At 37.0% G+C, this 22,461-nt stretch carries 23 protein-coding genes; 14 read left to right on the plus strand and 9 right to left on the minus strand.

The window, feature by feature from the left end; translation table 11 throughout:
* The first annotated feature begins 180 nt into the window (after positions 1 to 180).
* Positions 181 to 1,407 (plus strand): molybdopterin molybdotransferase MoeA, encoded by a 1,227-nt coding sequence (gene moeA / locus ACGH6P_RS04245; protein ID WP_411596802.1) that lies wholly within the window; start codon positions 181 to 183, stop codon positions 1,405 to 1,407.
* Here moeA and ACGH6P_RS04250 read toward each other — a convergent pair.
* The 4 genes from ACGH6P_RS04250 to folB are packed head-to-tail and all read right to left on the minus strand — an operon-like array spanning position 1,399 to position 3,475.
* Positions 1,399 to 1,827: an EamA family transporter gene (locus ACGH6P_RS04250; protein ID WP_267352579.1), complete on the minus strand. Its 429-nt coding sequence runs from the start codon at positions 1,825 to 1,827 to the stop codon at positions 1,399 to 1,401. The genes moeA and ACGH6P_RS04250 overlap by 9 nt on opposite strands.
* A gap of 2 nt (positions 1,828 to 1,829) precedes the next feature.
* Positions 1,830 to 2,036: a hypothetical protein gene (locus ACGH6P_RS04255; protein ID WP_267352578.1), complete on the minus strand. Its 207-nt coding sequence runs from the start codon at positions 2,034 to 2,036 to the stop codon at positions 1,830 to 1,832.
* A gap of 57 nt (positions 2,037 to 2,093) precedes the next feature.
* Positions 2,094 to 3,092, minus strand: a complete 999-nt coding sequence (locus tag ACGH6P_RS04260) for an MBL fold metallo-hydrolase (protein ID WP_267360473.1) — start codon at positions 3,090 to 3,092, stop codon at positions 2,094 to 2,096.
* A gap of 14 nt (positions 3,093 to 3,106) precedes the next feature.
* The gene (folB, locus tag ACGH6P_RS04265) at positions 3,107 to 3,475 is read right to left on the minus strand and encodes a dihydroneopterin aldolase (protein WP_411590241.1); all 369 of its coding nucleotides are present in this window, start codon (positions 3,473 to 3,475) and stop codon (positions 3,107 to 3,109) included.
* Between the two features lie 112 nt (positions 3,476 to 3,587).
* Between folB and rsmE the strand changes: the two genes are divergently transcribed.
* The 8 genes from rsmE to ACGH6P_RS04305 all read left to right on the plus strand — a co-directional run bounded on the left by rsmE (position 3,588) and on the right by ACGH6P_RS04305 (position 13,339).
* Complete coding sequence (rsmE, locus tag ACGH6P_RS04270) at positions 3,588 to 4,313, plus strand: 16S rRNA (uracil(1498)-N(3))-methyltransferase (protein WP_267380656.1); 726 nt, start codon at positions 3,588 to 3,590, stop codon at positions 4,311 to 4,313.
* Positions 4,314 to 4,457: 144 nt separating this feature from the next.
* Positions 4,458 to 5,414 (plus strand): glutathione synthase, encoded by a 957-nt coding sequence (gene gshB / locus ACGH6P_RS04275; protein ID WP_267380657.1) that lies wholly within the window; start codon positions 4,458 to 4,460, stop codon positions 5,412 to 5,414.
* 2 nt (positions 5,415 to 5,416) lie between these two features.
* Positions 5,417 to 5,869: a GNAT family N-acetyltransferase gene (locus ACGH6P_RS04280; RefSeq protein ID WP_411596803.1), complete on the plus strand. Its 453-nt coding sequence runs from the start codon at positions 5,417 to 5,419 to the stop codon at positions 5,867 to 5,869.
* Positions 5,870 to 5,890: 21 nt separating this feature from the next.
* A complete protein-coding gene (locus ACGH6P_RS04285; RefSeq protein WP_267360479.1) occupies positions 5,891 to 6,448 on the plus strand; it encodes a YqgE/AlgH family protein in 558 nt (185 codons plus the stop codon).
* 3 nt (positions 6,449 to 6,451) lie between these two features.
* A complete protein-coding gene (ruvX, locus tag ACGH6P_RS04290; protein WP_267352571.1) occupies positions 6,452 to 6,862 on the plus strand; it encodes a Holliday junction resolvase RuvX in 411 nt (136 codons plus the stop codon).
* Positions 6,863 to 6,961: 99 nt separating this feature from the next.
* Positions 6,962 to 7,999: a phosphoribosylformylglycinamidine cyclo-ligase gene (purM, locus tag ACGH6P_RS04295; RefSeq protein WP_411596804.1), complete on the plus strand. Its 1,038-nt coding sequence runs from the start codon at positions 6,962 to 6,964 to the stop codon at positions 7,997 to 7,999.
* A gap of 331 nt (positions 8,000 to 8,330) precedes the next feature.
* Positions 8,331 to 11,873: a pyruvate:ferredoxin (flavodoxin) oxidoreductase gene (gene nifJ, locus ACGH6P_RS04300; RefSeq protein WP_411596805.1), complete on the plus strand. Its 3,543-nt coding sequence runs from the start codon at positions 8,331 to 8,333 to the stop codon at positions 11,871 to 11,873.
* Positions 11,874 to 12,151: 278 nt separating this feature from the next.
* Positions 12,152 to 13,339, plus strand: coding sequence for a pyridoxal phosphate-dependent aminotransferase (locus ACGH6P_RS04305; protein WP_411596806.1), 1,188 nt, complete (start codon positions 12,152 to 12,154; stop codon positions 13,337 to 13,339).
* Positions 13,340 to 13,413: 74 nt separating this feature from the next.
* Here the strand turns inward: ACGH6P_RS04305 and ACGH6P_RS04310 are convergent, their stop codons facing one another.
* The 4 genes from ACGH6P_RS04310 to zapB all read right to left on the minus strand — a co-directional run bounded on the left by ACGH6P_RS04310 (position 13,414) and on the right by zapB (position 16,880).
* Positions 13,414 to 13,947 carry a C40 family peptidase gene (locus ACGH6P_RS04310; protein WP_081299181.1) on the minus strand — a complete coding sequence of 178 codons (534 nt, stop codon included), beginning with the start codon at positions 13,945 to 13,947 and terminating at the stop codon, positions 13,414 to 13,416.
* Positions 13,895 to 15,253 (minus strand): GTPase/DUF3482 domain-containing protein, encoded by a 1,359-nt coding sequence (locus ACGH6P_RS04315; RefSeq protein WP_411596807.1) that lies wholly within the window; start codon positions 15,251 to 15,253, stop codon positions 13,895 to 13,897. The genes ACGH6P_RS04310 and ACGH6P_RS04315 overlap by 53 nt, the downstream gene beginning before the upstream one ends.
* 1 nt (position 15,254) lies before the next feature.
* Positions 15,255 to 16,559, minus strand: a complete 1,305-nt coding sequence (locus ACGH6P_RS04320; protein ID WP_411596808.1) for a DUF2868 domain-containing protein — start codon at positions 16,557 to 16,559, stop codon at positions 15,255 to 15,257.
* A 75-nt stretch (positions 16,560 to 16,634) separates the two neighbouring features.
* On the minus strand, positions 16,635 to 16,880 hold the full coding sequence (gene zapB, locus ACGH6P_RS04325) for a cell division protein ZapB (protein ID WP_267352565.1): 246 nt from the start codon (positions 16,878 to 16,880) through the stop codon (positions 16,635 to 16,637).
* 100 nt (positions 16,881 to 16,980) lie between these two features.
* Between zapB and tpiA the strand changes: the two genes are divergently transcribed.
* On the plus strand, positions 16,981 to 17,745 hold the full coding sequence (tpiA, locus tag ACGH6P_RS04330; protein WP_267380670.1) for a triose-phosphate isomerase: 765 nt from the start codon (positions 16,981 to 16,983) through the stop codon (positions 17,743 to 17,745).
* A 68-nt stretch (positions 17,746 to 17,813) separates the two neighbouring features.
* Here the strand turns inward: tpiA and ACGH6P_RS04335 are convergent, their stop codons facing one another.
* Positions 17,814 to 18,053, minus strand: coding sequence for a transcriptional regulator (locus ACGH6P_RS04335; protein ID WP_267352563.1), 240 nt, complete (start codon positions 18,051 to 18,053; stop codon positions 17,814 to 17,816).
* A 152-nt stretch (positions 18,054 to 18,205) separates the two neighbouring features.
* On the opposite strand from ACGH6P_RS04335, the gene ACGH6P_RS04340 reads away from it, so the two are divergent.
* The 4 genes from ACGH6P_RS04340 to purB all read left to right on the plus strand — a co-directional run bounded on the left by ACGH6P_RS04340 (position 18,206) and on the right by purB (position 22,364).
* Positions 18,206 to 18,901, plus strand: a complete 696-nt coding sequence (locus ACGH6P_RS04340) for a helix-turn-helix transcriptional regulator (RefSeq protein ID WP_267352562.1) — start codon at positions 18,206 to 18,208, stop codon at positions 18,899 to 18,901.
* Between the two features lie 290 nt (positions 18,902 to 19,191).
* A complete protein-coding gene (gene mnmA / locus ACGH6P_RS04345; protein ID WP_411596809.1) occupies positions 19,192 to 20,313 on the plus strand; it encodes a tRNA 2-thiouridine(34) synthase MnmA in 1,122 nt (373 codons plus the stop codon).
* Entirely contained in the window at positions 20,303 to 20,956 is a 654-nt protein-coding gene (gene hflD / locus ACGH6P_RS04350) for a high frequency lysogenization protein HflD (protein WP_411590227.1), read from the plus strand. The genes mnmA and hflD overlap by 11 nt, the downstream gene beginning before the upstream one ends.
* Positions 20,957 to 20,996: 40 nt before the next feature.
* Complete coding sequence (gene purB, locus ACGH6P_RS04355) at positions 20,997 to 22,364, plus strand: adenylosuccinate lyase (RefSeq protein ID WP_267352559.1); 1,368 nt, start codon at positions 20,997 to 20,999, stop codon at positions 22,362 to 22,364.
* Positions 22,365 to 22,461 lie beyond the last annotated feature (97 nt).

A 22,461-nucleotide genomic window follows, 5' to 3' on the forward strand; every position in this document is an offset into this window, starting at 1 on the left:
CATTAACGTCACCACAAGGTGGCGTTAACGTTTAACGATAAAAAACACGATAACCAAAGCCTAAATCATTAAACAATAATTAAAACACATCGAGTCGATCCATTGAAACGCAAATAACCATGTTAATAAAACATTAACACTATCGATAAAATGGATGCATCAACTAGGTAAGGAAAAACTATGTTACTGACTTTCGACCAAGCAAAACAAAAAATATTGCAAGCTTGCACCACCGTAAAATCACTTGAACACGAAACAGTATCATTAAATGATGCACTCGACCGAATTACTGCTGTACCCATTATATCCCCCATTAACGTCCCTCGTTTTGATAATTCGGCAATGGATGGTTATGCTGTCAGATTAGCTGATATTGAAAAATCAAGAACCTTACCGGTTTCTAAGACTGTTTATGCAGGTGATGATATCGGTGATCTTAACTGGGCAATTGGCAGTTGTTTACGAATTATGACAGGTGCGCCTGTTCCTAATGATGCTAATGCGGTTGTTATGCAAGAACATACTCAAGCGACAGGTCAATACATAACTTTTCTTAAAGATATTAAAGCGGGGGATAATATTCGCCGAATCGGTGAAGATATCAAAAAAGATGCAATCACAGTTGCCAAAGGTCAACGCTTATCAATTTCTACTTTATCGACATTAGCAACGCTTGGCATTCAGCAAGTTTGCGTGTATAAAACATTAAACGTTGCTATCTTTTCAACCGGCAACGAACTAACGCCAATTGGTCAACCGTTAACCGACAATGGTGCTATTTATGACAGTAATGGTTTCACATTAAAACAGCTATTAACAAAACTGAATTGCCAAGTGATCGACCTAGGTATTATTCCAGATGATCCTAACCAAATTAAACAAGCTTTAATGATAGCCTCAACCCAAGCTGATTTAATCATTACCAGTGGTGGGGTATCGGTAGGCGATGCTGACTACACCAAAACGGCTTTAGAAGAGTTAGGACAAATTAATTTTTGGAAGATAGCGATGAAACCCGGTAAACCATTTGCCTTTGGACAAATTGGCAAAGCCCTATTTTGTGGTTTACCCGGTAATCCTGTTTCAACAGTAGTGACATTTTATCAACTCGTTCAACCTTTAATTTCAGCGCTTGCAGGACAACAAACGCTATCAGCGGATTTAACTTTTAAAGTTAAAACAGCAACCGATCTTAAAAAAAGTGTTGGGCGCATAGATTTTCAACGTGGTAGAGTGGAACCAAATGACCAAGGCGAGTTAGAAGTTAAATCAACGGGTCAACAAGGTTCACATATTACCCAATCGTTCAATAAAGCTAACTGTTTTATAATATTAGAACAAGAACGCGGAAACGTCAGTAAAGGAGAATATGTCACCGTTACGCTGTTTAATGACTTATTAAAATAGTGCCACTAAAATGGCTCCAGCGGCAATCATCACAACCCCTACGCCTGATAAAAATGAAATTTTTTCACCAAATAAAACCGCGGCAAATACCACTGCAAACACCACGCTTAGCTTATCAATAGGGGCAACTTGCGACACTTTACCGTCTTTGATTGCCATAAAATAAAACAGCCATGACAACGCACCGGCAATACCACTTAATGCAATAATCAGTAATGCTTTTTTATCATTAAAAAACGTATTAATTAAGTTTAATTTACCCTGAACTGCCACCACGCCAACCAAAAATATCGCCATAACAATAGCTCGAATTGCGGTTGCCGTATTTGCATCAAGATGTTGTAAACCAATTTTGCCTAAAATTGCCACGAAAGCCGCAGAAATGGCAGACAACAAGGCATAAATAAGCCAAGCACTCATCTTTAATTCCTGTCTATTTGAATCATATATTGCTGGTTATTTGAATTTTTTTGGCATTGTTGTGAATTACTCATCACACCATCACAACCTTCTAACACACCGTGCGCTTTTGACCAACGATATTGTTTACCGTGATCATTCTTACCACCACAAGCAATTAAGCTTAAACTCAGTATCACACAAGACAATGTAATCAGTACTGTTTTCATGGTTTTCTCCGATGTTAATGTAGAAATGATTACTTAAGCTATATAGATTAATAACTGTTATTCTATTTTAGAATCTGTTTGATGAATAGATAGACTACCACCTATTTTTAACAAATGAAAGGCTCGAGCTTCACGGTATTGAGATAACAAAGTTGGCGGTTCATCTAAAGGTTCATCGGCTAACTCAAACGCTCCCCAATGTATTGCCATTGCGGCATGGCAATGTAACTCATCATAAAGTTGTACTGCTTGCTCAGGATCGATATGTTGTGACTGCATAAACCAACGAGGCGCATAAGCACCAATTGGAATAAGTGCCAAATCAATATGTGTAAAATATTCACCAATATGCTTTAAAACTGATGAATAAGCGGTATCGCCCATAAAATAGAGTGTTTTTGTTTGATTAGCATTAGCCACATTTGATTGAATCACCCAACCACACCACAATACCTTATTCACATCAAATAAACCACGTTTACTCCAATGTTTGGCAGGTGTTGCAGTAAAAGTAAGATTATCGATATCCGCCGATCCCCACCAATCCAGCTCAATAACCGTCTTAGCCCCCCACTTATGAAGTTTAGTTTTTAAACCTAATGGCACTAAAATAACAACATTTGCAAAACGACTCACTAATTGTCGAATGCTATGATAATCAAGATGATCATAATGATTATGTGAAATCACAATAAAATCAATGTTAGGAAGTTCTTCAATACTCAGTGCGGGTGGTGTACGGCGTCTAGGGCCTAAAAACTGAAAAGGTGAAGCACGATCAGAAAAAACAGGATCGGTTAAAATCATTTTACCGTTAAGACGAATCAACGTGGTTGAATGCCCTATCCACCAAATTCTATCATCATCTAACGTCATATCAATCGATTGACACCATTGATGATTAAAACCAAGATATCCTGCTTGTGGGGGCAAAACATTCCGATTAAAATACCAACGACAAGTATCACTTAAAGTAAGCTTAAACGGCTCCTGATTTTTAAATTTTTTACCGTTATGGTGAGATTGATCAACGATATTTTTCTGTTCATAACTCATTAAAACGACCCTTATTAATTTGCGTATCGCTCAATTAACACAGCGACATTACTAGCATTAGCAATAGCATCGGGTTTAGAGACTTTAATTTTAATATGACCAACTGAAAACTTTTGCATAACATGCTCAGCAACCTGTTCAGCAACGGTTTCAATTAATTCAAATTGCTGACTTTCAACAAACAAAGTAACAGACTGACTAACCAAAAAATAGTCTAAACAGAGCGAAACATCGTCATTTTTGCCTGCCGGTTGATTATTCCAAGCCATCTCTAAATCCAAGATAAGCTTTTGCTTAATGTCTTTTTCCCAACTATAGACCCCAATGGTTGTAAAAATAGTTAAACCTTCAATCAGAACACGATCATGATTATTTATGCGCATATTTCACCCTAAAAACAGATTAAGTTTATCTACTTTAAACAGAAGATTACCGAATCTCAACAAATTACGCTATAATTTATTTTAAATTGTAATGAAATTAACCATAGCACTTATGACCCGTATATATCAACCTGTTTCGATTATTGAAAATAGCATCATGACATTAGATGATAATGCTTTTAATCACCTTATTCGGGTTTTACGAATGAAAACAGGTGAAAATATTATCCTTTTTGATGGTACTAATCACATCACTCCAGCAACAATACATGAAATCAATAAAAAATCGGTAACCGTCAAAACGGCGACCACCCTATTAGACAACCGTGAATCCCCTTTAAAAATTCATCTTGGACAAGTCATATCACGCGGTGAAAAAATGGAGTTCACCATACAAAAATCTGTCGAATTAGGGGTAACCAGTATTACGCCCCTACTTTCTGAACGTTGTGGAGTAAAACTCGATGCAGAACGATTAGACAAAAAAGTGAATCAGTGGCAAAAAATTGTGATTTCAGCTTGTGAACAATGTGGTCGTAATATCATTCCGGTGATTCATCCCGTCATGAAACTAGAAAATTGGTGTGCCAACTTAAACAGCGGTTTACGATTAAACTTACACCCTAAAGCAACACATGGAGTAAAACACCTTCCTACCGGACAAACGGATATCAGTTTACTAATCGGGCCTGAAGGGGGATTATCTGATGACGAAATCAACATGACACATCAGTATCAATTTACCGATATTTTACTAGGACCACGAATACTGCGCACCGAAACTGCAGCGCTTACAGCCTTAACAGCACTACAAGTTCAATTTGGTGATTTAGGATAATTAACTGTAAAAAATCATAATTCATCATGTTTACATTGCATCTTAATCTGTTACGAGTATGATAGTTGCCAAAGCTTTTGCATAGTGATAAAAACACTATCTGTCACAATTCATATTTTATTGAACAATACAAAAGGAGTTACCATGATTAAGCTTGGTATTGTTATGGATCCAATCAGTCATATCAAGATAAAAAAAGACACCAGTTTTGCAATGTTGCTTGAAGCACAAAAACGGGGTTATCAACTTTTTTACATGGAAATGAACGATCTGTTTTTACGTAATGGTCAACCTTATGCAACAACACGAAAGTTAACCGTTCATCACGATCTCAATCACTGGTTTGATATGGATGAAGAACAAACACTACCATTAAGTGATCTTGATGTCATACTAATGCGTAAAGATCCCCCTTTTGATACTGAATTTATCTATTCAACTTATATTTTAGAACGAGCAGAAGCAAATGGTGTACTTGTGGTAAATAAACCACAAAGCTTACGTGACTGTAACGAAAAACTATTTACAGCATGGTTTGCCCAATTTACGCCAGAAACCCTCGTGACTCGTCAAACTCAATTAATACGAGCATTTCATCAAGAACACCAAGATATCATCTTAAAACCACTTGACGGTATGGGCGGATCGTCAATTTTTAGAATAAAACAAGATGATCCCAATATATCCGTTATTATCGAAACCCTAACCGAAATGAACACCCGATATTGCATGGCTCAAGCGTTTATTCCTGCAATTAAAGACGGCGACAAACGTGTTTTGGTCGTTGACGGTCAACCGGTGCCTTACTGTCTTGCTAGAATCCCTCAAAAAGGGGAAACTCGTGGAAATCTGGCAGCTGGGGGATATGGCGAAGTAAGACCACTCAGTGACAGTGATTGGCAAATAGCTAAAAGCGTAGCACCAACCTTAAAAGAAAAAGGACTATTGTTTGTTGGTTTAGATATTATTGGTGATAAATTAACTGAAATAAACGTCACCAGCCCGACTTGTGTACGTGAAATTGAAGCGGCAAACCCAGACATATCTATTACAGGCATGTTAATGGATGCCATTGAAAAACGATTAAATAAAAAGAGCTAAACATGATTAGAGAATATAAAAAAACGGATCTCGATAAAATTATGCAACTATGGCTTGAAGGAAATATACAAGCCCATAATTTTATTGATCCTGAATTTTTCAAACAAAATTATGAATTTGTTAAAATGCTCATTCCAATGTCAACCATTTACGTGCAAGATCTTAATGGCGTAAAAGGATTTATTGGCTTAACCGAAAACTATATTTCTGGTTTATTTGTTGATGAAGAATTCCGCCGACAAGGGACAGGAAAAGCACTAGTTAATAAAGCGAAACAGCGTTACAACGAATTACTTGTTCATGTCTACAAACAAAATAGTACAGCTGTTAATTTTTATCTTTCACAAAATTTTGAAATTGTTTCTGAATCCATCAACGAAGAAACCAATGAACCCGAATTATTGATGCGTTGCTTAGTTGAACACAACGTAAAAATCGGCAAGTGTGCAATTTAAATAAAACTAAAATGTGAGCATATGAATCTAAAAAATTATTTTATCATTGCAATGCCAAACGTATCCGAAACCTTGTTTAGCCGATCGGTGGTATATATTTGTGAACATAATCGAGATGGAGCAATGGGTATCATCATTAACAAACCTCTTGTTGAACTCAATGTTGCCACCGTATTGACTCGTCTTGAAATTATGGCACCAAAAAACTGTGCTGAACTAGAACACCCTGTATTTTGTGGTGGCCCTTTAGCGGATGAACAAGGATTTATTTTACATACTCCACAATCGGGCTTTTCATCGAGCATTCAAATATCTGATGACGTGATGATAACCACATCACTTGATGCATTAAAATCGATTGGGACACCTGAACAACCGAAAGATCTTTTTCTTGCATTAGGTTATTCAAGTTGGCAATCACTGCAACTTGAATCAGAAGTTGCCCGCAACGATTGGTTAGTGGCAGAAGCCGATCCCAATATTATTTTTAATGTTGCTATTGAAGAACGCTGGCAAAAAGCCGCCGAATCGCTAGGGATTAATATCAATCGCATATCACATCAAATGGGAAATGCATAAACAATGGCAACCATTATTGCATTTGATTTTGGAACCTCAAGTATTGGTGCGGCGATTGGACAAGATATCACCAAAACAGCCAATCCACTTTGTTCGTTCAAAGCACGAGACGGCATTCCTAATTGGCAAACTATTGAAAAGGTACTTAAAGAATGGAAACCTGATTACTTAGTGGTTGGGTTACCCCTTAACATGGACGGTAGCGAACAACCACTGACAGCCAGAGCACGAAAATTTGCTAACCGTTTACATGGTATGTTTGGTTATCAAGTTCATTTACAGGATGAACGATTATCGACGGTCGAAGCTAAATCGCACATCTTTGCGTCACGTGGTTACCGTGCACTTGAAAAAGGTCATATTGATGCTACTTCGGCAATTATTATTTTAGAAAGTTGGTTTGAAAACCATTAACTATTTTAACCTTTTATTTATTTTACAAATAATTCATCGCTAATCATTTACATACTTGCTAAAATAATCAGCAGTTTTTTTATTTAAGGACTGCTTCTCGTGTCAAATAAAACACCTCTTAGCTATAAAGATGCCGGTGTCGATATCGACGCCGGTAATGCACTGGTTAATCGTATTAAATCAGTTGTCAAAGAAACCAAACGTCCTGAAGTCATGGGCGGATTAGGTGGATTTGGCGCACTATGCGCAATCCCACAAAAATATCACGAACCGATTCTAGTGTCGGGTACAGATGGTGTCGGGACTAAATTACGGTTAGCAATGGACTTACAACGCCATGACTCTATCGGCATTGATTTAGTCGCCATGTGTGTAAATGATCTTATTGTTCAAGGTGCTGAACCCCTATTCTTTCTTGATTATTATGCAACAGGAAAACTCAATGTTGACATTGCAGCAACGGTAGTGACAGGAATAGCACAAGGTTGTAAACAAGCTGGTTGTGCACTAGTCGGTGGCGAAACGGCCGAAATGCCAGGCATGTATCAGGATAATGATTACGATCTAGCTGGATTCTGTGTGGGTGTCGTTGAAAAATCAAAAATGATTGACGGCAGTCAAGTACAAGACGGTGATGCCATCATTGCGTTAGCATCCAGTGGGGCGCACTCTAATGGCTACTCATTAATTCGAAAAATTATTGAAGTCAGTGGGGTAAATCCGGCAACTGAACAATTAAATGGTATTCCACTTGCTGATCACCTGCTTGCACCGACCAAAATCTACGTCAAATCGATTCTTGATTTAATTGAACATGTCAATGTACATGCCATAGCGCACATTACAGGCGGTGGATTCTGGGAAAACATTCCACGAGTGCTACCCGACAATATGCAAGCAATCATTAACGAAAGCAGTTGGCAATGGCCACCACTATTTAATTGGCTACAAAAAGCAGGTCATGTCAGTCGGCACGAAATGTACCGGACTTTTAACTGCGGTGTAGGTTTAATTATTGTCTTACCCCAACATTGTGTTAATGACGCCTTAACGTTACTCAATAACCATGGTGAAAAAGCGTGGTTAATGGGTGAAATAAAACAGTCAACATCGGATGAACAAGTCATTATTCAGTAAAATAGACATCTGTTACTATATAATTTAGATAAATTGTATAGTAACAATCTATTCAATGAATAATGCCAAAACCATTTCATTTGTTCATTATTGAGTACATATTATATAAATGAAACTATGCAATTCTTTTTTAATATCTACAAAGTCATCAGTCATGTTTAAAAAAGGTTGGGTTTATTTAGTTAATCCTAATCCAATTATTGAACACTAATTTCAAGTCAAAAAAATTTTAATTCAAAAATAACTCAAAGCTATCTTGGTTTCTGATACAATAGTCAAAATTTATAATAATGAAGTAATGTCGTAACACTATAAAACACAAGGTTTTTTAATGATCATATCTGATGCTAATAGTGCGGTGTCATCCGTTGCTTATCGTGCCAATGAAGTCATAGCAATTTATCCTATTACGCCAAGCTCAACCATGGCTGAGCAAGCAAGCACTTGGGCTGAATTTAATAAGCCTAATGTCTTTGGCGATATTCCAAGAGTAGTTGAAATGCAGTCTGAAGCGGGTGCTATTTCAACTGTGCATGGTTCTTTAATGACGGGCGCATTAGCGACGTCGTTTACATCATCGCAAGGCTTGTTGTTAATGATCCCTTCGTTATATAAGATAGCCGGTGAATTAACGCCTTTTGTTTTACATGTCGCTGCTCGTACGGTTGCCACCCATGCGCTGTCAATTTTTGGTGATCATTCTGATGTAATGTCAATCAGACAAACGGGCTTTGCTATGCTGTGTTCAAGTTCAGTTCAAGAAGCCCAAGATTTTGCGCTAATTGCACAAATGGCAACATTAAATAGTCGTGTGCCTTTTGTCCACTTTTTTGATGGTTTTCGAACATCCCATGAAGTGAATAAAATTCATCCTTTAAGCGATGAACAAATTCATAACCTGTTACCGCATGATGCTATAAAAGCTTATCGTAGCCGTGCTTTGACGCCCGATAATCCTGTTATTCGTGGCACGTCGGCTAATCCTGATACCTATTTTCAATGTCGTGAAGCGGTAAATTCTTATTATGATCAGACTTATCAGCATGTTGTCGATGCGATGCAAGCATTTGAAAAAGAGACAGGTAGACAATACCAACCGTTTGAATATTATGGGGCAAGTGATGCCGAACGTGTGATTGTCATAATGGGCTCAGGCGTGAGTACTTGTAAAGAAGTCGTCGATTATCTGCTTGATAATCATGAAAAAGTCGGTGTGGTGATTGTTAGATTATTCCGCCCTTTTTCTGCAAAACATTTGTTAACGGTCATTCCGGATTCTGTTAAAAAAATAGCAGTTTTAGATAGAACAAAAGAACCTGGTGCCCAAGCCGAACCTTTGTACTTAGATGTTATGACTGCTTTTGCCGAAAGCTTTAGCCAAGGTGAACGCCATTGTTTACCAACCATTGTTGGTGGACGTTATGGTTTGTCATCGAAAGAGTTTGATCCTCGCTGTGTCTTGGCTATCTTTAACGAGCTGTTAGCAGAAAAACCAAAACCACGCTTTACCGTTGGGATTTATGATGATGTAACTGGATTGTCATTGAAATTACCCGAACAATCTATTCCACAAAAATCTGCGCTTGAAGCATTATTTTATGGTTTGGGTAGTGACGGTACGGTTTCGGCGACTAAAAATAATATTAAAATTATTGGTGATAGCTCACCTTTTTATGTGCAGGGCTATTTTGTTTATGACTCTAAAAAGGCCGGTGGCTTAACGACTTCGCATTTACGAGTAAGTTTGGAGCCTATTGATTCTCCTTATTTAATCACTAGCGCACATTTTATTGGCTGTCATCAAGATCAATTTATCGATAAATACCAGATTGTTGAAAAACTAAAAGATGACGGGATCTTTTTACTTAATACACCTTATAGTAAAGATGAAGTTTGGCATCGTTTACCGAAAGAAGTTCAAGTACAATTAATCCAGAAAAGAGCACACTTTTATATTATTAATGCCGCTAAAATTGCCCGAGAATGTAATTTAGGAGCCCGTATTAATACCGTTATGCAAGCGGCTTTCTTTCATCTTTCTGAAATATTTAAAAATGATTTTAGTATCACACAGCTTAAAGAAGTGATAGCCAAAAGTTACAGTAGCAAAGGTCAAGAATTAGTCGAAAACAACTGGAAAGCCCTTGATTTAGCGATTGCTTCTTTAGAGCAAATTCCGTTAAGTTGTGTCGATCAAAGTAGCGCATCACGCCCTTCTATAGTACCAAGTAATGCGCCTGACTTTGTGAAAGTAGTGACGGCATCAATGCTTGCCGGTTTAGGCGATAACTTGCCAGTATCTGCCTTTCCACCCGACGGCACGTGGCCAACGGGCACCACAAAATGGGAAAAACGAAACATCGCCGAAGCGATTCCAATTTGGCAACCCGACCTTTGTACCCAATGTAATCATTGTGCGGTTGCGTGTCCACATGCGGCAATTCGAGCTAAAGTGGTATTACCTGACGATTTGGCAAACGCACCCGATTCATTGAGTTCGCTCGAGGTAAAAGCCCGCGATATGCGAGGTCAACGCTACGTTTTACAAGTTGCGCCGGAAGATTGTACGGGTTGTAATTTGTGTGTTGAGGTGTGTCCGTCTCGGGATCGTAATAATTTTGATATTAAAGCGATTAATATGCAATCACGCATTGATAATTTAGAAACGCAACGCGCCAATTTTGCGTTCTTTAATGATTTGCCTGATCGTGATATTAAATCACTTGAACGTATTGATGTCCGCACATCGCAGTTATTAACACCATTGTTTGAGTATTCGGGCGCTTGTGCCGGCTGTGGTGAAACCCCTTACATTAAATTGTTAACGCAACTTTATGGTGATCATCTTGCCATAGCTAATGCAACCGGTTGTTCTTCAATTTATGGCGGTAATTTACCTTCTACCCCTTATACTACCGATCGTTACGGTCGTGGCCCTGCTTGGGCAAATTCGTTATTTGAAGATAATGCCGAATTTGCTTTAGGTTATCGGATCACTTATGACCAACATAAAAAACGGGCGTTACGTTTGCTTGAACATGTAGCGGGTGAGATTTCGCCCGAAATTGTCATTGCGTTACAGTCCCTTGATTCTACTATTGATGATAAACGCAAGCAGGTTGCTTTATTGCGTGATCAACTGGCTCATTTGGACTCGCCTGAAGCAAAAGAGTTAATTCAAGATGCGGATTATTTAATCGATAAGTCAGTTTGGGCAATTGGTGGTGACGGTTGGGCATATGATATTGGTTTTGGTGGACTGGATCATGTAATGAGTTTGACCAATAACGTTAATATTTTGGTATTAGATACACAATGCTATTCTAATACTGGTGGTCAGCAATCTAAAGCAACGCCAATGGGAGCCGTGTCTAAATTTGCCGATTTAGGTAAACATAAAGCACGCAAAGATTTAGGCGTGAGTGTGATGATGTATGGGCATGTTTATGTTGCGCAAATTGCATTAGGTGCACAGCTTAATCAAACGTTAAAAGCCCTGCAAGAAGCCGAAGCCTATGACGGCCCATCTTTAGTGATCGCTTATAGCCCTTGCGAAGAGCATGGTTATGATTTAGCAAAATCGCATGAACAGATGAAAGATTTAGTTAAATCAGGATTCTGGCCGCTATATCGTTATGATCCACGACGTACGGCAGAAGGTAAACCTGGTCTGGTGCTTGATTCTAAATCACCAAATAGTGAATTATTATCTAGTATTTTATTGAAAGAGCAGCGTTTTAGACGTTTAGAAACGTTAGAACCGGTGATTGCCAATACCTTGCATGAACGTTCAACCAAAATGGTAAACGCTAAATTTAAGTTCTTGCAAATGTTATCGACGTATTCTGATATCGAAACGCCCGCAGATAGCTAATCAATCGCTGTTGTGATTAGAATCATATCATCTTAATTAAGACCATTGCGTATGTTATGCAACATACGCAATGGCTGTTTATTCGTGATGCGCTTTAGTGCAAACTAGCACCAGTTAAGTGCGTTTTTTAACCAAGTTAATCGTTATCATCTTCAAAATGGACCATTGTTGACCCTAATTAGGGTATTAATACGCTTTTAATGATTATCATTATATTTGGTATGTTTTTTGCACTGTTCAATTAGCCTGTAAAGAAATCATTAATCGAGAGGTGAAAAATGGTCGCAAATTTGAATATCAACCGTAGAAAACTATTAACGTTGTCTTCCGCTGCAATTGCAGGTTTGACGGTTAATCAATTACTGGCTAAAGCACATGCGCTAGAACAACAAAAAACAGTATCATATTCGTTACCCATACAAGATAACGTTGTGATACCTAACCTTAACAATCCCGTTAGACTGAACTTTAATGAAAATGCGCTTGGTATGTCAGGCGCAGCTAAACAAGCAGCCATTGATGCGATTCCTAAAGCAAACCGTTATGCTAAAGCTGAAATGCCCCTGTTAAATAGACGATTGGCTCAATATCATCATGTAAGCGATAATCACATTTTGCTAACGGCAGGATCATCTGAAGGTATTCGAAGTTCATTAGCAGCTTATGTGAAACCGGATACACAATTAGTGATACCGGAATTAACTTATAGTGACGGCGAACATCTTGCTAAAATCTTTAAATTAAAGGTAACCAAAGTGCCCTGCTTAGCCGATTGGCAAATTGATATTAAAGGCTTACAAAAAGCGGTTGAGGATTATCAAGGCTCTTCAATCGTTTATTTAGTCAACCCTAATAATCCTACTTCGACTGTATTTGCCAATAGCGAAATAGAATCATGGTTAACAAGTAAACCCAAAAATACGGTATTTATTGTCGATGAAGCCTATGCCGAATTCGTCAATGATCCAGCTTTTAAGTCGGTTGATTACTTAATTTCAAAGGGGTTTGATAATATTGTTTTACTGAAAACGTTTTCAAAAATTCATGCTATGGCTGGTCTACGTGTCGGTTATGTGGTGAGTTCAGCAGATAATATTCGTCATATTGCTCAGTATGTTGCAGGCGAAAAGTTAAATTATTGCGGTGTCTGTGCGGCTTTAGCGTCAATGGATGATGTCCAGTTTCTAACTTATTCTAAAAAAGCGGTTGATGTGTCACGGACGATTATGGAAAAGACTTTGTCAGATTTAGGTTTACATTATCTTAAATCTGAAACGAACTTTTTGTTTCATAAAAGCCCCATTGATTTAAAAAAATATCGAGAACTCATGAAACAAAATTTTATTTTAATAGGTCGAGATTTTGAGCCTGCCTCAAATTGGTGTCGAATATCATTAGGGACACCAAGTGAAATGCTTTATGTTGCAAATGTTATGCGAAATTTGAAAAGTCAGTCTTTGATTTAAGTTGAAATTACTGATTGTGCTGATAGTATCATGCTCACTTGTCATGATGTGATGAGTGAGCATTTTAGTCGTTTTTAAATATCATTTATTCGTCTTGCCATCCAATAGCGCTGTTTCCAATAAGACTCGTTTAAATTGGAATAGATGACACCTTTCGACGTCGAGGCATGTAAAAATTTTCCATCCGTGTAATAGATGCCGACATGTAATCCACTACCCCGTCCACCGGTTTTGAAAAAGACTAAATCCCCCGCTTTGGGTTTCGTCACTTTGTAACCTAGTTTAGCTTGTTCAGCTGCACTTCTTGGCAATCGTTTAGCTAGTTTATTTTTAAAGAAGTTCATGACTAAAGCTGAACAATCGCTCCCAGCTAGGGTTGTTCCACCATAACGGTATGGCGTACCTTGCCATTTTTTGTAATGGGATTCTATTTTAGCTAACATAGCCGTTTCTGATCTTAGCGTATTTGAGGTCACTTGTCCCCGACTACTGCTACAGCCAAATAGCATAAACATAGATAAAATTAACGTGAGAATAAAACAACGTTTCCTTAGACTAAAACAACTGCTTAGCAACGTCACGTATCGTTGATTGCCTTTTTTTGTCATATCTTTTGGTTCCCTTGTTTAAGTTTGACCATTGTGAATAACGTCTTGCAACTTTTAGACTTTTGGGTAATACACCCTTTTCCCATTCGCTATTATCCAAATTAGACAATTGAATCGGGTCGGTATTTGCATGACTACGATTATTCAAATTTTCTTTAAGACGAATTAATCGCAATGAAAGAAAACAGATAATTGCATCGTCAACACTTAATTTACTGTATCCAGATAGCTGGTAGCGCATTCTAGATCCGTAATGTTTGGCCGTTTGCATTAGCGTACCTAAAGCACCACCAATTAACGCAGCAGATCCGAAAGTCAATCCTCCGGTTGCTAAGTCGATGCTTGCACCGATAGTGGCTCCCGATACAAAACCTTTGGTTAAATGAACGCCCATGCTTTTTAACGCATCAATATTAAAAAGATCCGCTTTGTAGCGCCCTTTAATTAAGGGTAAACCTTGTTCGCTTTCGTGCTCAGCATCAAATTGATAAAGCGATAATAATTCATCAATTGCTTTTTGTTCTCGCTTTCTTACTTTATTTTGCATATCAACTATGGCTTGTTTATCATCTGTTTTAGCCATTTGATAAAATGCAGTCACATCAACCAGTGTTTCTGCAATAATTAAGTTAGCGCTTTGGTTGCGAGAGTCTCGTAATTCGGTTATCTTATTTAGCCATTCATCTAAAATAGCTTTAGCTGGCTCAATCATAAGCGCAAGGCTTTTGTACAATCTTTCTTCACCGTCCAATGGTGGCACGATCGCGTCGAACCTTATGATAGCATGTATCCCGACTCGTGAAAGTAACATTTTCCATTCTTTTTCATTCTGATTTTGTTGTGCAGTAAAATTTAACACCGCTAAAATAGGTTTATCACTATTGGCTAAGATAGCTAATTCATCATGAAATTTAGGTAGTATAGGCTCTCTCACATCAATAACATAGATAGCTGCATCACTATTTAGGAGTTGTTTTATAACTTTTGCTTCTTGGTTAAATTGGTTTTCTGCCTCTGGACTTTGTAAAAAAATCGTTAATTTATCAATGCCGTCAAGTTTATGATTGGTAGGCAAAAGTTGATTAATGTAGTCGTATAGAGCCAAGCTATCTTCTAAACCAGGTGTATCATAAAAAATAATCGATTTTTGATTGCCTAGTTTTATTTTTATGGATTCGACATGCCTTGTTGTGCCAGGTTTATTCGAAACCTCACCAAAATGACTATTGCGAATTAATGTCCGTAATAATGAGGTTTTACCAACATTAGCATGACCAACAACGGCTAATTTTAATGTTGTTAACATTTTACAGTTCCTCTTTTAACCATGACGGTTGAGCAAACCCAAACGGTAAAGATTGCCAGTTGTTAAGTTGGTGACCTTGATTGATGAACCAAATACGGTTTTGTTGCGATTTTTCAGTTAATTGACTAAGTAAATTTAATACTCCTCGATCGGGTGATCGGTCGGTATCAATAGCGATTAATAATTTTTTAGCTGGGTTTATTTGAAGATAATCTAAAATTTGTTTGCGCTGTTCACGCGTATTTACAAAACCTAAAAAGGTAACAGATGCTGGCGGTGTCCAGCTTTCAGGAATATCTACCGCAACTAAAAAAATTCCTTCGCCATTGTTTATAAAATGTTTGGTTAAATCAATATTAAGATCTTGTTTATGCGTATCTTCATCCACAATGTGGATTGAAATCGGTTGTAAATCATTAGCCAAAATTTGATATTCAGGTAAATTTAAATTCAATTTTACTTTACGGCAACTGACTATCCAGTTAATACCGCAAATGATCATGCAAATAAAACGTACTGCTAATCCGTAAACAATAAACACGCCAAGTAACCAAATCGCCCACGCAGATCGAACTTCGCTAGCATTAAGTGCGCGTTCACTGTATCGAATAATCTCATCTTGCGGAATTGAAAACCCAAATATTGAAGGTAACAACCCTAGATAATGGGTCAGTTGTATAATTGCATCGGGGTTTAGAAGGGTTGATTTCCATTCAAAACTGTAATGTTGTGTCGAAAACAAAACCACCAGTACAACAAGGGCAAAGCTTAATATGATTGTCCAAAAAAGATTAAGGACAAACCCAATTAGCCAGCGGATTTTACCCCCAAACAGTTGTACAAAAGCAGGAATCAGTTCTTGTATGGTCTTTTTTTGAGATAGCTTTTTAGCTAACCATAACCAACAATGGATAAGAATACTTCCGCCCATATTGGAAAAGAAAAAAAAGGAACAAACCCAGATTAAAAAGGTGATGAGGTGAACGCCTAATAAGCTGAAAAGTGCCCAGTATAAATTAACAGGGTTTTGATTGAGTGCGCTAAACGCTAATGTCACGCCTAAAAAAACGGAAAGTAACAGGAGCAGAACAAAAGAAATTTTTATCGCATGCAGTAATAGCGTTTGTGCAGTATAAAGTCCATTTTGCTTAGACAACATCACCGCTCGTAGGAAAATTCGATCGGATAATGATGATTGTGTAGCCCTTGCCTTTCGATTGATGTCTTGATCGGCATATCGACCTGATTCATTTTCAATCAAGCGTATCGTTTCAGCAAGCCATAAAGATTTTAACTTTTCTCGCATTATACTTATCTTAAAATGAGATTAATGAAGCATAAAAGAAACGCGACTTAAGTCGCGTTGTGTAAGTTAAATATATTACTGTGCTATTTCACCAATTTTACTTAATAAAGTTTGAATACGTTGTTGCCAAACTTGTTGATCTTGTTTTAATTTTTCGTTTTCATCACGTAGTGCTTTCATTTCGTCTGAACTGTCATTAATCAACTGTTCTAATTCTTGATTTCCTTGTTTTAACGTTGCAATCTCTTGTTGTAATGTACTGATAGTATTCACAGTATGTTGGATTTTATTTTCCAATTGATTCAATATTTCTAATGACATATTTTTCCTCAGACTTTATTTACTTGGTGTATAATGTCTACTATTATAACGAATTCATTCTAAAATCAACACCTTTTTAAAATTTAAGTTGGAGAAAATTATGCGTAAACCTCTCGTGATGGGTAACTGGAAACTCAATGGTAGTATTGAAATGGCTAAAAACTTAGTTGCCGAACTAAGAAATGAGCTATCTACGGATGTCGAATGTGATGTTGCGATCGCTCCACCAGTCGTTTATTTAGATTTTGTTAAACACCAATTAGGTGGATCAAATATTCTTTTAGGCGCTCAAGATGTCGGAATTAATTTATCTGGCGCTTATACTGGTGAAGTATCTGTCAACATGCTAAAAGAAGTCGGGGTCACGCATATTATTATTGGTCATTCTGAACGTCGTACTTATCATAAAGAATCAGATGAATTTATCGCTAAAAAATTTGGAGTCATTAAAGAAGCAGGTTTAGTTCCTGTACTTTGTATTGGTGAAACCGAAGCCGAAAACGAAGCGGGTCAAACTCAAACTGTTTGTGCTCGTCAGATTGATGCGGTGATTAATGCATTAGGTGTTCAAGCTTTCAATGGTGCAGTTATTGCTTATGAACCTGTATGGGCAATTGGTACAGGCAAATCAGCGACGCCTGCACAAGCTCAAGCTGTTCATAAATTTATTCGTGACCATATTGCAAAACAAGATGCAAAAGTAGCTGATCAAGTCATTATTCAATACGGTGGTTCGGTCAATGATAAAAATGCCGCTGAGTTATTTACTCAACCAGATATTGATGGTGCATTAGTGGGTGGCGCATCATTAAAAGCAGATGCATTTGCAGCTATTGTTAAAGCAGCGGAAAAAGCAAAGAATTAATTTTTTTAAAACTTAACAATAAGATAAAAGACGCCAGATTGGCGTCTTTCAATAGAAACTTAAATAATTTATTTATATTTAACTTTATTTGATTTTGAGTTATATCGAGAAGGCCAAATTTTTTCAGCAGGAACTTTTAAATATTCTGAAATAATATGTTCATACTTAGGACAATGACGATAAAGTGCGTTTCGTAGAGTATCAGCTTGCAAGCCACTCGCACGAGATAGACCTCTTAAATTTCCACCTCTAATTTTAATTTCGCCTACTACTCTTGATGGAGTCCAGTCTTGATCTTGTTCGCTCATTATGAGATCCTCTATAAGTTTATTTTTATTGCTATCCAAAAGATTATCGGTATACAACACTAGCATGGTGTAAATTCCAAGCAAAAGAATAACACATAAAAAAACGAATTAAAACAAGAAAAATAAAAAATAACGCAAAATGGATTATAAAAATGAAAGAAAGCAACATAAAAACAACTGAAGATCAAGAAAAAACACGAATTCTTAAGGAAACAGGTGTTATCGATTTTAAGCATCGACTTACCTTAGTTTTAGAGAGTTTATCGGGTAATGCCTTTGCCAAAAAAGTGGGAATGTCTGAAGCCGTTATTCGTGACTATTTATCTGGTAAAACTTACCCTTCTCTTAATAGATTAGCAATTATCGCACAAAAATGTGATATCCCTATTGAGTGGTTAGCAACAGGTAAAGGTGAGTGTCGGTTACTTCCCGATACTGAACGTCGTGGTTTTGTCTATATCCCTTTTTATAAATTAAATGAATTCGGTAATAATAAGTCACTTTTACAAATCGAGGCAATACCGTTTGATATCACATTGATTAAACATCAACTTTTTGATAATGATGACTTGCGGGCGGTTTGGGCTAAAGGTGATAGCATGGAACCAACAATATCCAATCATGATATTTTGATTATTAATACTGCACATAGCAAACCGATTGATGGATATCTTTATGCCGTGCAATATGATGATCAGATAAGTATTAAACGCATCCAAAATCAGGGTTCTAACATTGCTTTGCTCTGTGATAATCAAAAATATCCGTCTATAACTGTAGACAAAAATGAACCTCAAGATTTTAAAATTATTGGTCATGTCGTTTATCTGTTAAAGGATCTTTATTAACAATATTGTGTATTGATTGTATTTTTTTATGGCATATAAAATATGTGGTTTTGTTGATTAATGTTGATAGAACCACTTATTAAGAAATTTAGGCACTCGTTTTTTTTCTTTAGATTTTAGAAAGATTAATGAGTAAAAAAACGTAAAAATGTTTAAGTATCCGTCTATGTTCCAGTAAAAAAAATGTTCTCAATCAGAATTCTTATTGGCATAAATTTATGCTTTTGGGGTCATTTATGCTAAAATTAGCCATTATTTTTTTATAGACAATGTTAGTTATTATGCCAAATATGAATACTTCCCCAAAAGTTGTCGTCGGTATGTCTGGTGGCGTTGATTCTTCTGTTTCTGCATATTTACTTCAACAACAAGGTTATCAAGTTGTTGGTTTATTTATGAAGAACTGGGAAGAAGACGATACAGATGAATACTGTTCAGCGGCTGTTGACTTAGCCGATGCTCAAGCTGTTTGTGATAAACTCAATATTAAACTTTATACTATTAATTTTGCAGCCGAATATTGGGATAACGTATTTGAACATTTTTTATCAGAATATAAAGCAGGGCGAACCCCTAATCCCGATATTTTATGTAATAAAGAAATCAAATTTAAAGCATTTTTAGAGTATGCAGCGCAAGATCTTGGTGCCGATTATATTGCAACTGGTCATTATGTTCGTAAACGTACCACTGGCGATAAAGTCGAATTATTGCGAGGGGTAGATAATAATAAAGACCAAAGTTACTTTTTATATACGTTAAGCGAAGACCAAGTCAGACAAAGTCTGTTCCCTGTTGGGGAACTTGAAAAACCGCAAGTTCGTAAAATCGCTGAGCAGCTAGGATTAGCTACTGCATCTAAAAAAGACTCTACAGGAATTTGCTTTATTGGCGAACGAAAGTTTAGTGACTTTTTAGCTCGATATTTACCGGCTCAAGCTGGCGCAATTCGTACGGTGGATGGACAGATTATCGGTAAACATCAAGGACTTATGTATCATACTTTAGGACAACGTAAAGGGCTGGGAATTGGTGGATTAAAACAAGCCGATGATACCCCATGGTATGTTGTGGATAAAGATATTAAAAATAATGAACTTATTGTTGCTCAAGGTCATGATCACCCTGCGCTATTTTCAGATGGTCTGATTTCACAACAACTACATTGGGTAGATAGAAAAGCTGTGACCAAACCTTTTACTTGTACGGTGAAAACGCGTTATCGTCAACAAGATATTCAGTGCCAGGTCAATCCAATATCAGAAGACAAAATCGAAGTGATTTTTGCTAACCCTGTAGCGGCAGTCACTCCTGGACAATCTGCTGTGTTTTATCAAGACGAAGTGTGTCTAGGTGGCGGCATTATTGAGGAACGTATTATTCGTAGTAAGGAGAGTTCGAGTGACGAATAAGTATTACCATACGACTATTGCCCTTGCCGGTGTGATACAAAGTTCTGTTTTAGTTCCCCAGTTAGCCAATACTGGGGTCTGTAGCTCAACACTTTATGAGCAAACTATACATAGCCTTTTTATTACCTCACCACAAACGACCGAAGAAGTGTATGGTGGTATTCAGAATATTAAAACGGGTTTACAAACATTAGTTTATCTGTTTTCATCAGGGCAAAAAGAACAACTGGATGTTGTTCGCTATCTGTTAAGAACATTAAGTATTACCAGTAGATTAATAAAAAATAATGATGCATTAAATAATATTGACCAGCGTTTAACGCGTATTTCGGGATTGTATCCTGTCATGAATGAAGAAACGATTAGTTCACATGTAGATGATCTGTCTTATTCGTTAGCCGGTATTTATTCCGATATTATTAGCCCATTAACCACTAAAATTAAAGTGATGGGTAAAATTGAGTATTTACAAAATTCTTTAGTTCAAGCAAAGGTGAGAACGTCGTTGTTGGGTTGTATTCGTTCTGCTATTTTATGGTACCAAGTAGGAGGAAGCCGTTTACAGCTATTTTTTCAACGAAAACGCTTAATAAAAACGGCTCAGGCGCTTTTGCAAGAAATTGAAAAAGCAAATTCACTTTAATTTTTTATTACTATTTTAACATCGCAACGGAGTTATCCCGATGGAATTATCTGCACTTACCGCCCTTTCGCCTATTGATGGTCGATATGGAGATAAAACGACAGAATTACGTACTATTTTTAGCGAATATGGTTTATTAAAATACCGTGTACAAGTCGAAGTTCGTTGGTTACAAAAATTAGCTTCACACCCCGAAATTATTGAAGTGCCTGCACTCAGCCAATCGGCTTTGGCGCATCTTAATCAAATTGTTGAACAGTTTAACGAAGATGATGCCAAACGTATTAAAGCGATCGAAAAAACAACCAATCACGATGTTAAAGCGGTTGAGTATTTTCTTAAAGAAAAAGTGAAAACGAATGAAGAGTTGCATGCCGTCAATGAGTTTATTCATTTTGCATGTACATCCGAAGATATTAATAATTTATCATATGCTTTAATGTTAAAAACGGCGAAAGAAAGTGTTTTAATCCCGTATTGGAAAAAAGTAATTGATAAAATTACTGATCAGGCTAAAGCGTATCGTGATTTACCTTTACTTTCCAGAACTCATGGTCAACCAGCTACTCCATCAACGATTGGTAAAGAATTTGCTAATGTTGCTTATCGCTTACAGCGTCAATTAAAACAGCTACAATCGGTAGAAATACTGGGTAAAATCAATGGGGCTACCGGTAACTATAATGCGCATATTGTGGCTTATCCTCATATTGACTGGCATCAATTTAGTGAAGAGTTTGTCTGTTCTTTGGGTTTACAATGGAATCCATTCACAACTCAAATCGAACCGCATGATTATATTGCCGAGTTTTTTGATTGTGTTGCTCGATTTAATACCATTATGATCGACTTTAATCGTGATATTTGGGGTTATATTTCACTAAATCACTTTAAACAAAAAACGGTAGCTGGCGAAATCGGATCGTCAACCATGCCACACAAAGTCAATCCAATCGATTTTGAAAACTCTGAAGGCAACCTTGGCATAGCTAATGCCATTATGAATCATTTAGGTAGCAAATTGCCAATTTCTCGTTTTCAACGTGATTTAACAGATTCAACCGTTTTGCGTAATCTTGGTGTGGGTATTGGTTATGCAATCATTGCTTATCAATCAACCTTAAAAGGATTAAGCAAACTTGAAGTGAATCAAGAGTACTTGTTGGATGAGCTCAATCGTAACTGGGAAGTCTTAGCTGAACCCATTCAAACAGTGATGCGACGTTATGGTATTGAAAAGCCTTACGAGAAACTAAAAGAATTGACGCGAGGAAAACGTGTCGATGCCGAAGGAATGAAGCAGTTTATTGATTCGTTAGATTTACCAGAAAATGAAAAATCACGTTTGAAACAGTTAACACCAGCCAACTATATTGGTTACGCATCAACGTTTATTGATAAACTTTGATTATCTTTTGTTGGTTAATAATCTGAAACATCATTGAATAATGTTTCAGATTATATTGAATCACAATACATGATTGAATGATGTCAATTTGTGATTA

Origin of the sequence: Gilliamella sp. CG25 (assembly GCF_046635705.1) — a bacterium.
Taxonomy (GTDB): domain Bacteria; phylum Pseudomonadota; class Gammaproteobacteria; order Enterobacterales; family Orbaceae; genus Gilliamella; species Gilliamella apicola_I.

What these genes read in the sequence shown, in the direction of transcription:
- moeA (WP_411596802.1), top strand. Translation starts at nt 181, where the DNA reads ATGTTACTGACTTTCGACCAAGCAAAACAAAAAATATTGCAAGCTTGC.
- ACGH6P_RS04250 (WP_267352579.1), bottom strand. Translation starts at nt 1,827, where the DNA reads ATGAGTGCTTGGCTTATTTATGCCTTGTTGTCTGCCATTTCTGCGGCT.
- ACGH6P_RS04255 (WP_267352578.1), bottom strand. Translation starts at nt 2,036, where the DNA reads ATGAAAACAGTACTGATTACATTGTCTTGTGTGATACTGAGTTTAAGC.
- ACGH6P_RS04260 (WP_267360473.1), bottom strand. Translation starts at nt 3,092, where the DNA reads ATGAGTTATGAACAGAAAAATATCGTTGATCAATCTCACCATAACGGT.
- folB (WP_411590241.1), bottom strand. Translation starts at nt 3,475, where the DNA reads ATGCGCATAAATAATCATGATCGTGTTCTGATTGAAGGTTTAACTATT.
- rsmE (WP_267380656.1), top strand. Translation starts at nt 3,588, where the DNA reads ATGACCCGTATATATCAACCTGTTTCGATTATTGAAAATAGCATCATG.
- gshB (WP_267380657.1), top strand. Translation starts at nt 4,458, where the DNA reads ATGATTAAGCTTGGTATTGTTATGGATCCAATCAGTCATATCAAGATA.
- ACGH6P_RS04280 (WP_411596803.1), top strand. Translation starts at nt 5,417, where the DNA reads ATGATTAGAGAATATAAAAAAACGGATCTCGATAAAATTATGCAACTA.
- ACGH6P_RS04285 (WP_267360479.1), top strand. Translation starts at nt 5,891, where the DNA reads ATGAATCTAAAAAATTATTTTATCATTGCAATGCCAAACGTATCCGAA.
- ruvX (WP_267352571.1), top strand. Translation starts at nt 6,452, where the DNA reads ATGGCAACCATTATTGCATTTGATTTTGGAACCTCAAGTATTGGTGCG.
- nifJ (WP_411596805.1), top strand. Translation starts at nt 8,331, where the DNA reads ATGATCATATCTGATGCTAATAGTGCGGTGTCATCCGTTGCTTATCGT.
- ACGH6P_RS04305 (WP_411596806.1), top strand. Translation starts at nt 12,152, where the DNA reads ATGGTCGCAAATTTGAATATCAACCGTAGAAAACTATTAACGTTGTCT.
- ACGH6P_RS04310 (WP_081299181.1), bottom strand. Translation starts at nt 13,947, where the DNA reads ATGACAAAAAAAGGCAATCAACGATACGTGACGTTGCTAAGCAGTTGT.
- ACGH6P_RS04315 (WP_411596807.1), bottom strand. Translation starts at nt 15,253, where the DNA reads ATGTTAACAACATTAAAATTAGCCGTTGTTGGTCATGCTAATGTTGGT.
- ACGH6P_RS04320 (WP_411596808.1), bottom strand. Translation starts at nt 16,559, where the DNA reads ATGCGAGAAAAGTTAAAATCTTTATGGCTTGCTGAAACGATACGCTTG.
- zapB (WP_267352565.1), bottom strand. Translation starts at nt 16,880, where the DNA reads ATGTCATTAGAAATATTGAATCAATTGGAAAATAAAATCCAACATACT.
- tpiA (WP_267380670.1), top strand. Translation starts at nt 16,981, where the DNA reads ATGCGTAAACCTCTCGTGATGGGTAACTGGAAACTCAATGGTAGTATT.
- ACGH6P_RS04335 (WP_267352563.1), bottom strand. Translation starts at nt 18,053, where the DNA reads ATGAGCGAACAAGATCAAGACTGGACTCCATCAAGAGTAGTAGGCGAA.
- ACGH6P_RS04340 (WP_267352562.1), top strand. Translation starts at nt 18,206, where the DNA reads ATGAAAGAAAGCAACATAAAAACAACTGAAGATCAAGAAAAAACACGA.
- mnmA (WP_411596809.1), top strand. Translation starts at nt 19,192, where the DNA reads ATGAATACTTCCCCAAAAGTTGTCGTCGGTATGTCTGGTGGCGTTGAT.
- purB (WP_267352559.1), top strand. Translation starts at nt 20,997, where the DNA reads ATGGAATTATCTGCACTTACCGCCCTTTCGCCTATTGATGGTCGATAT.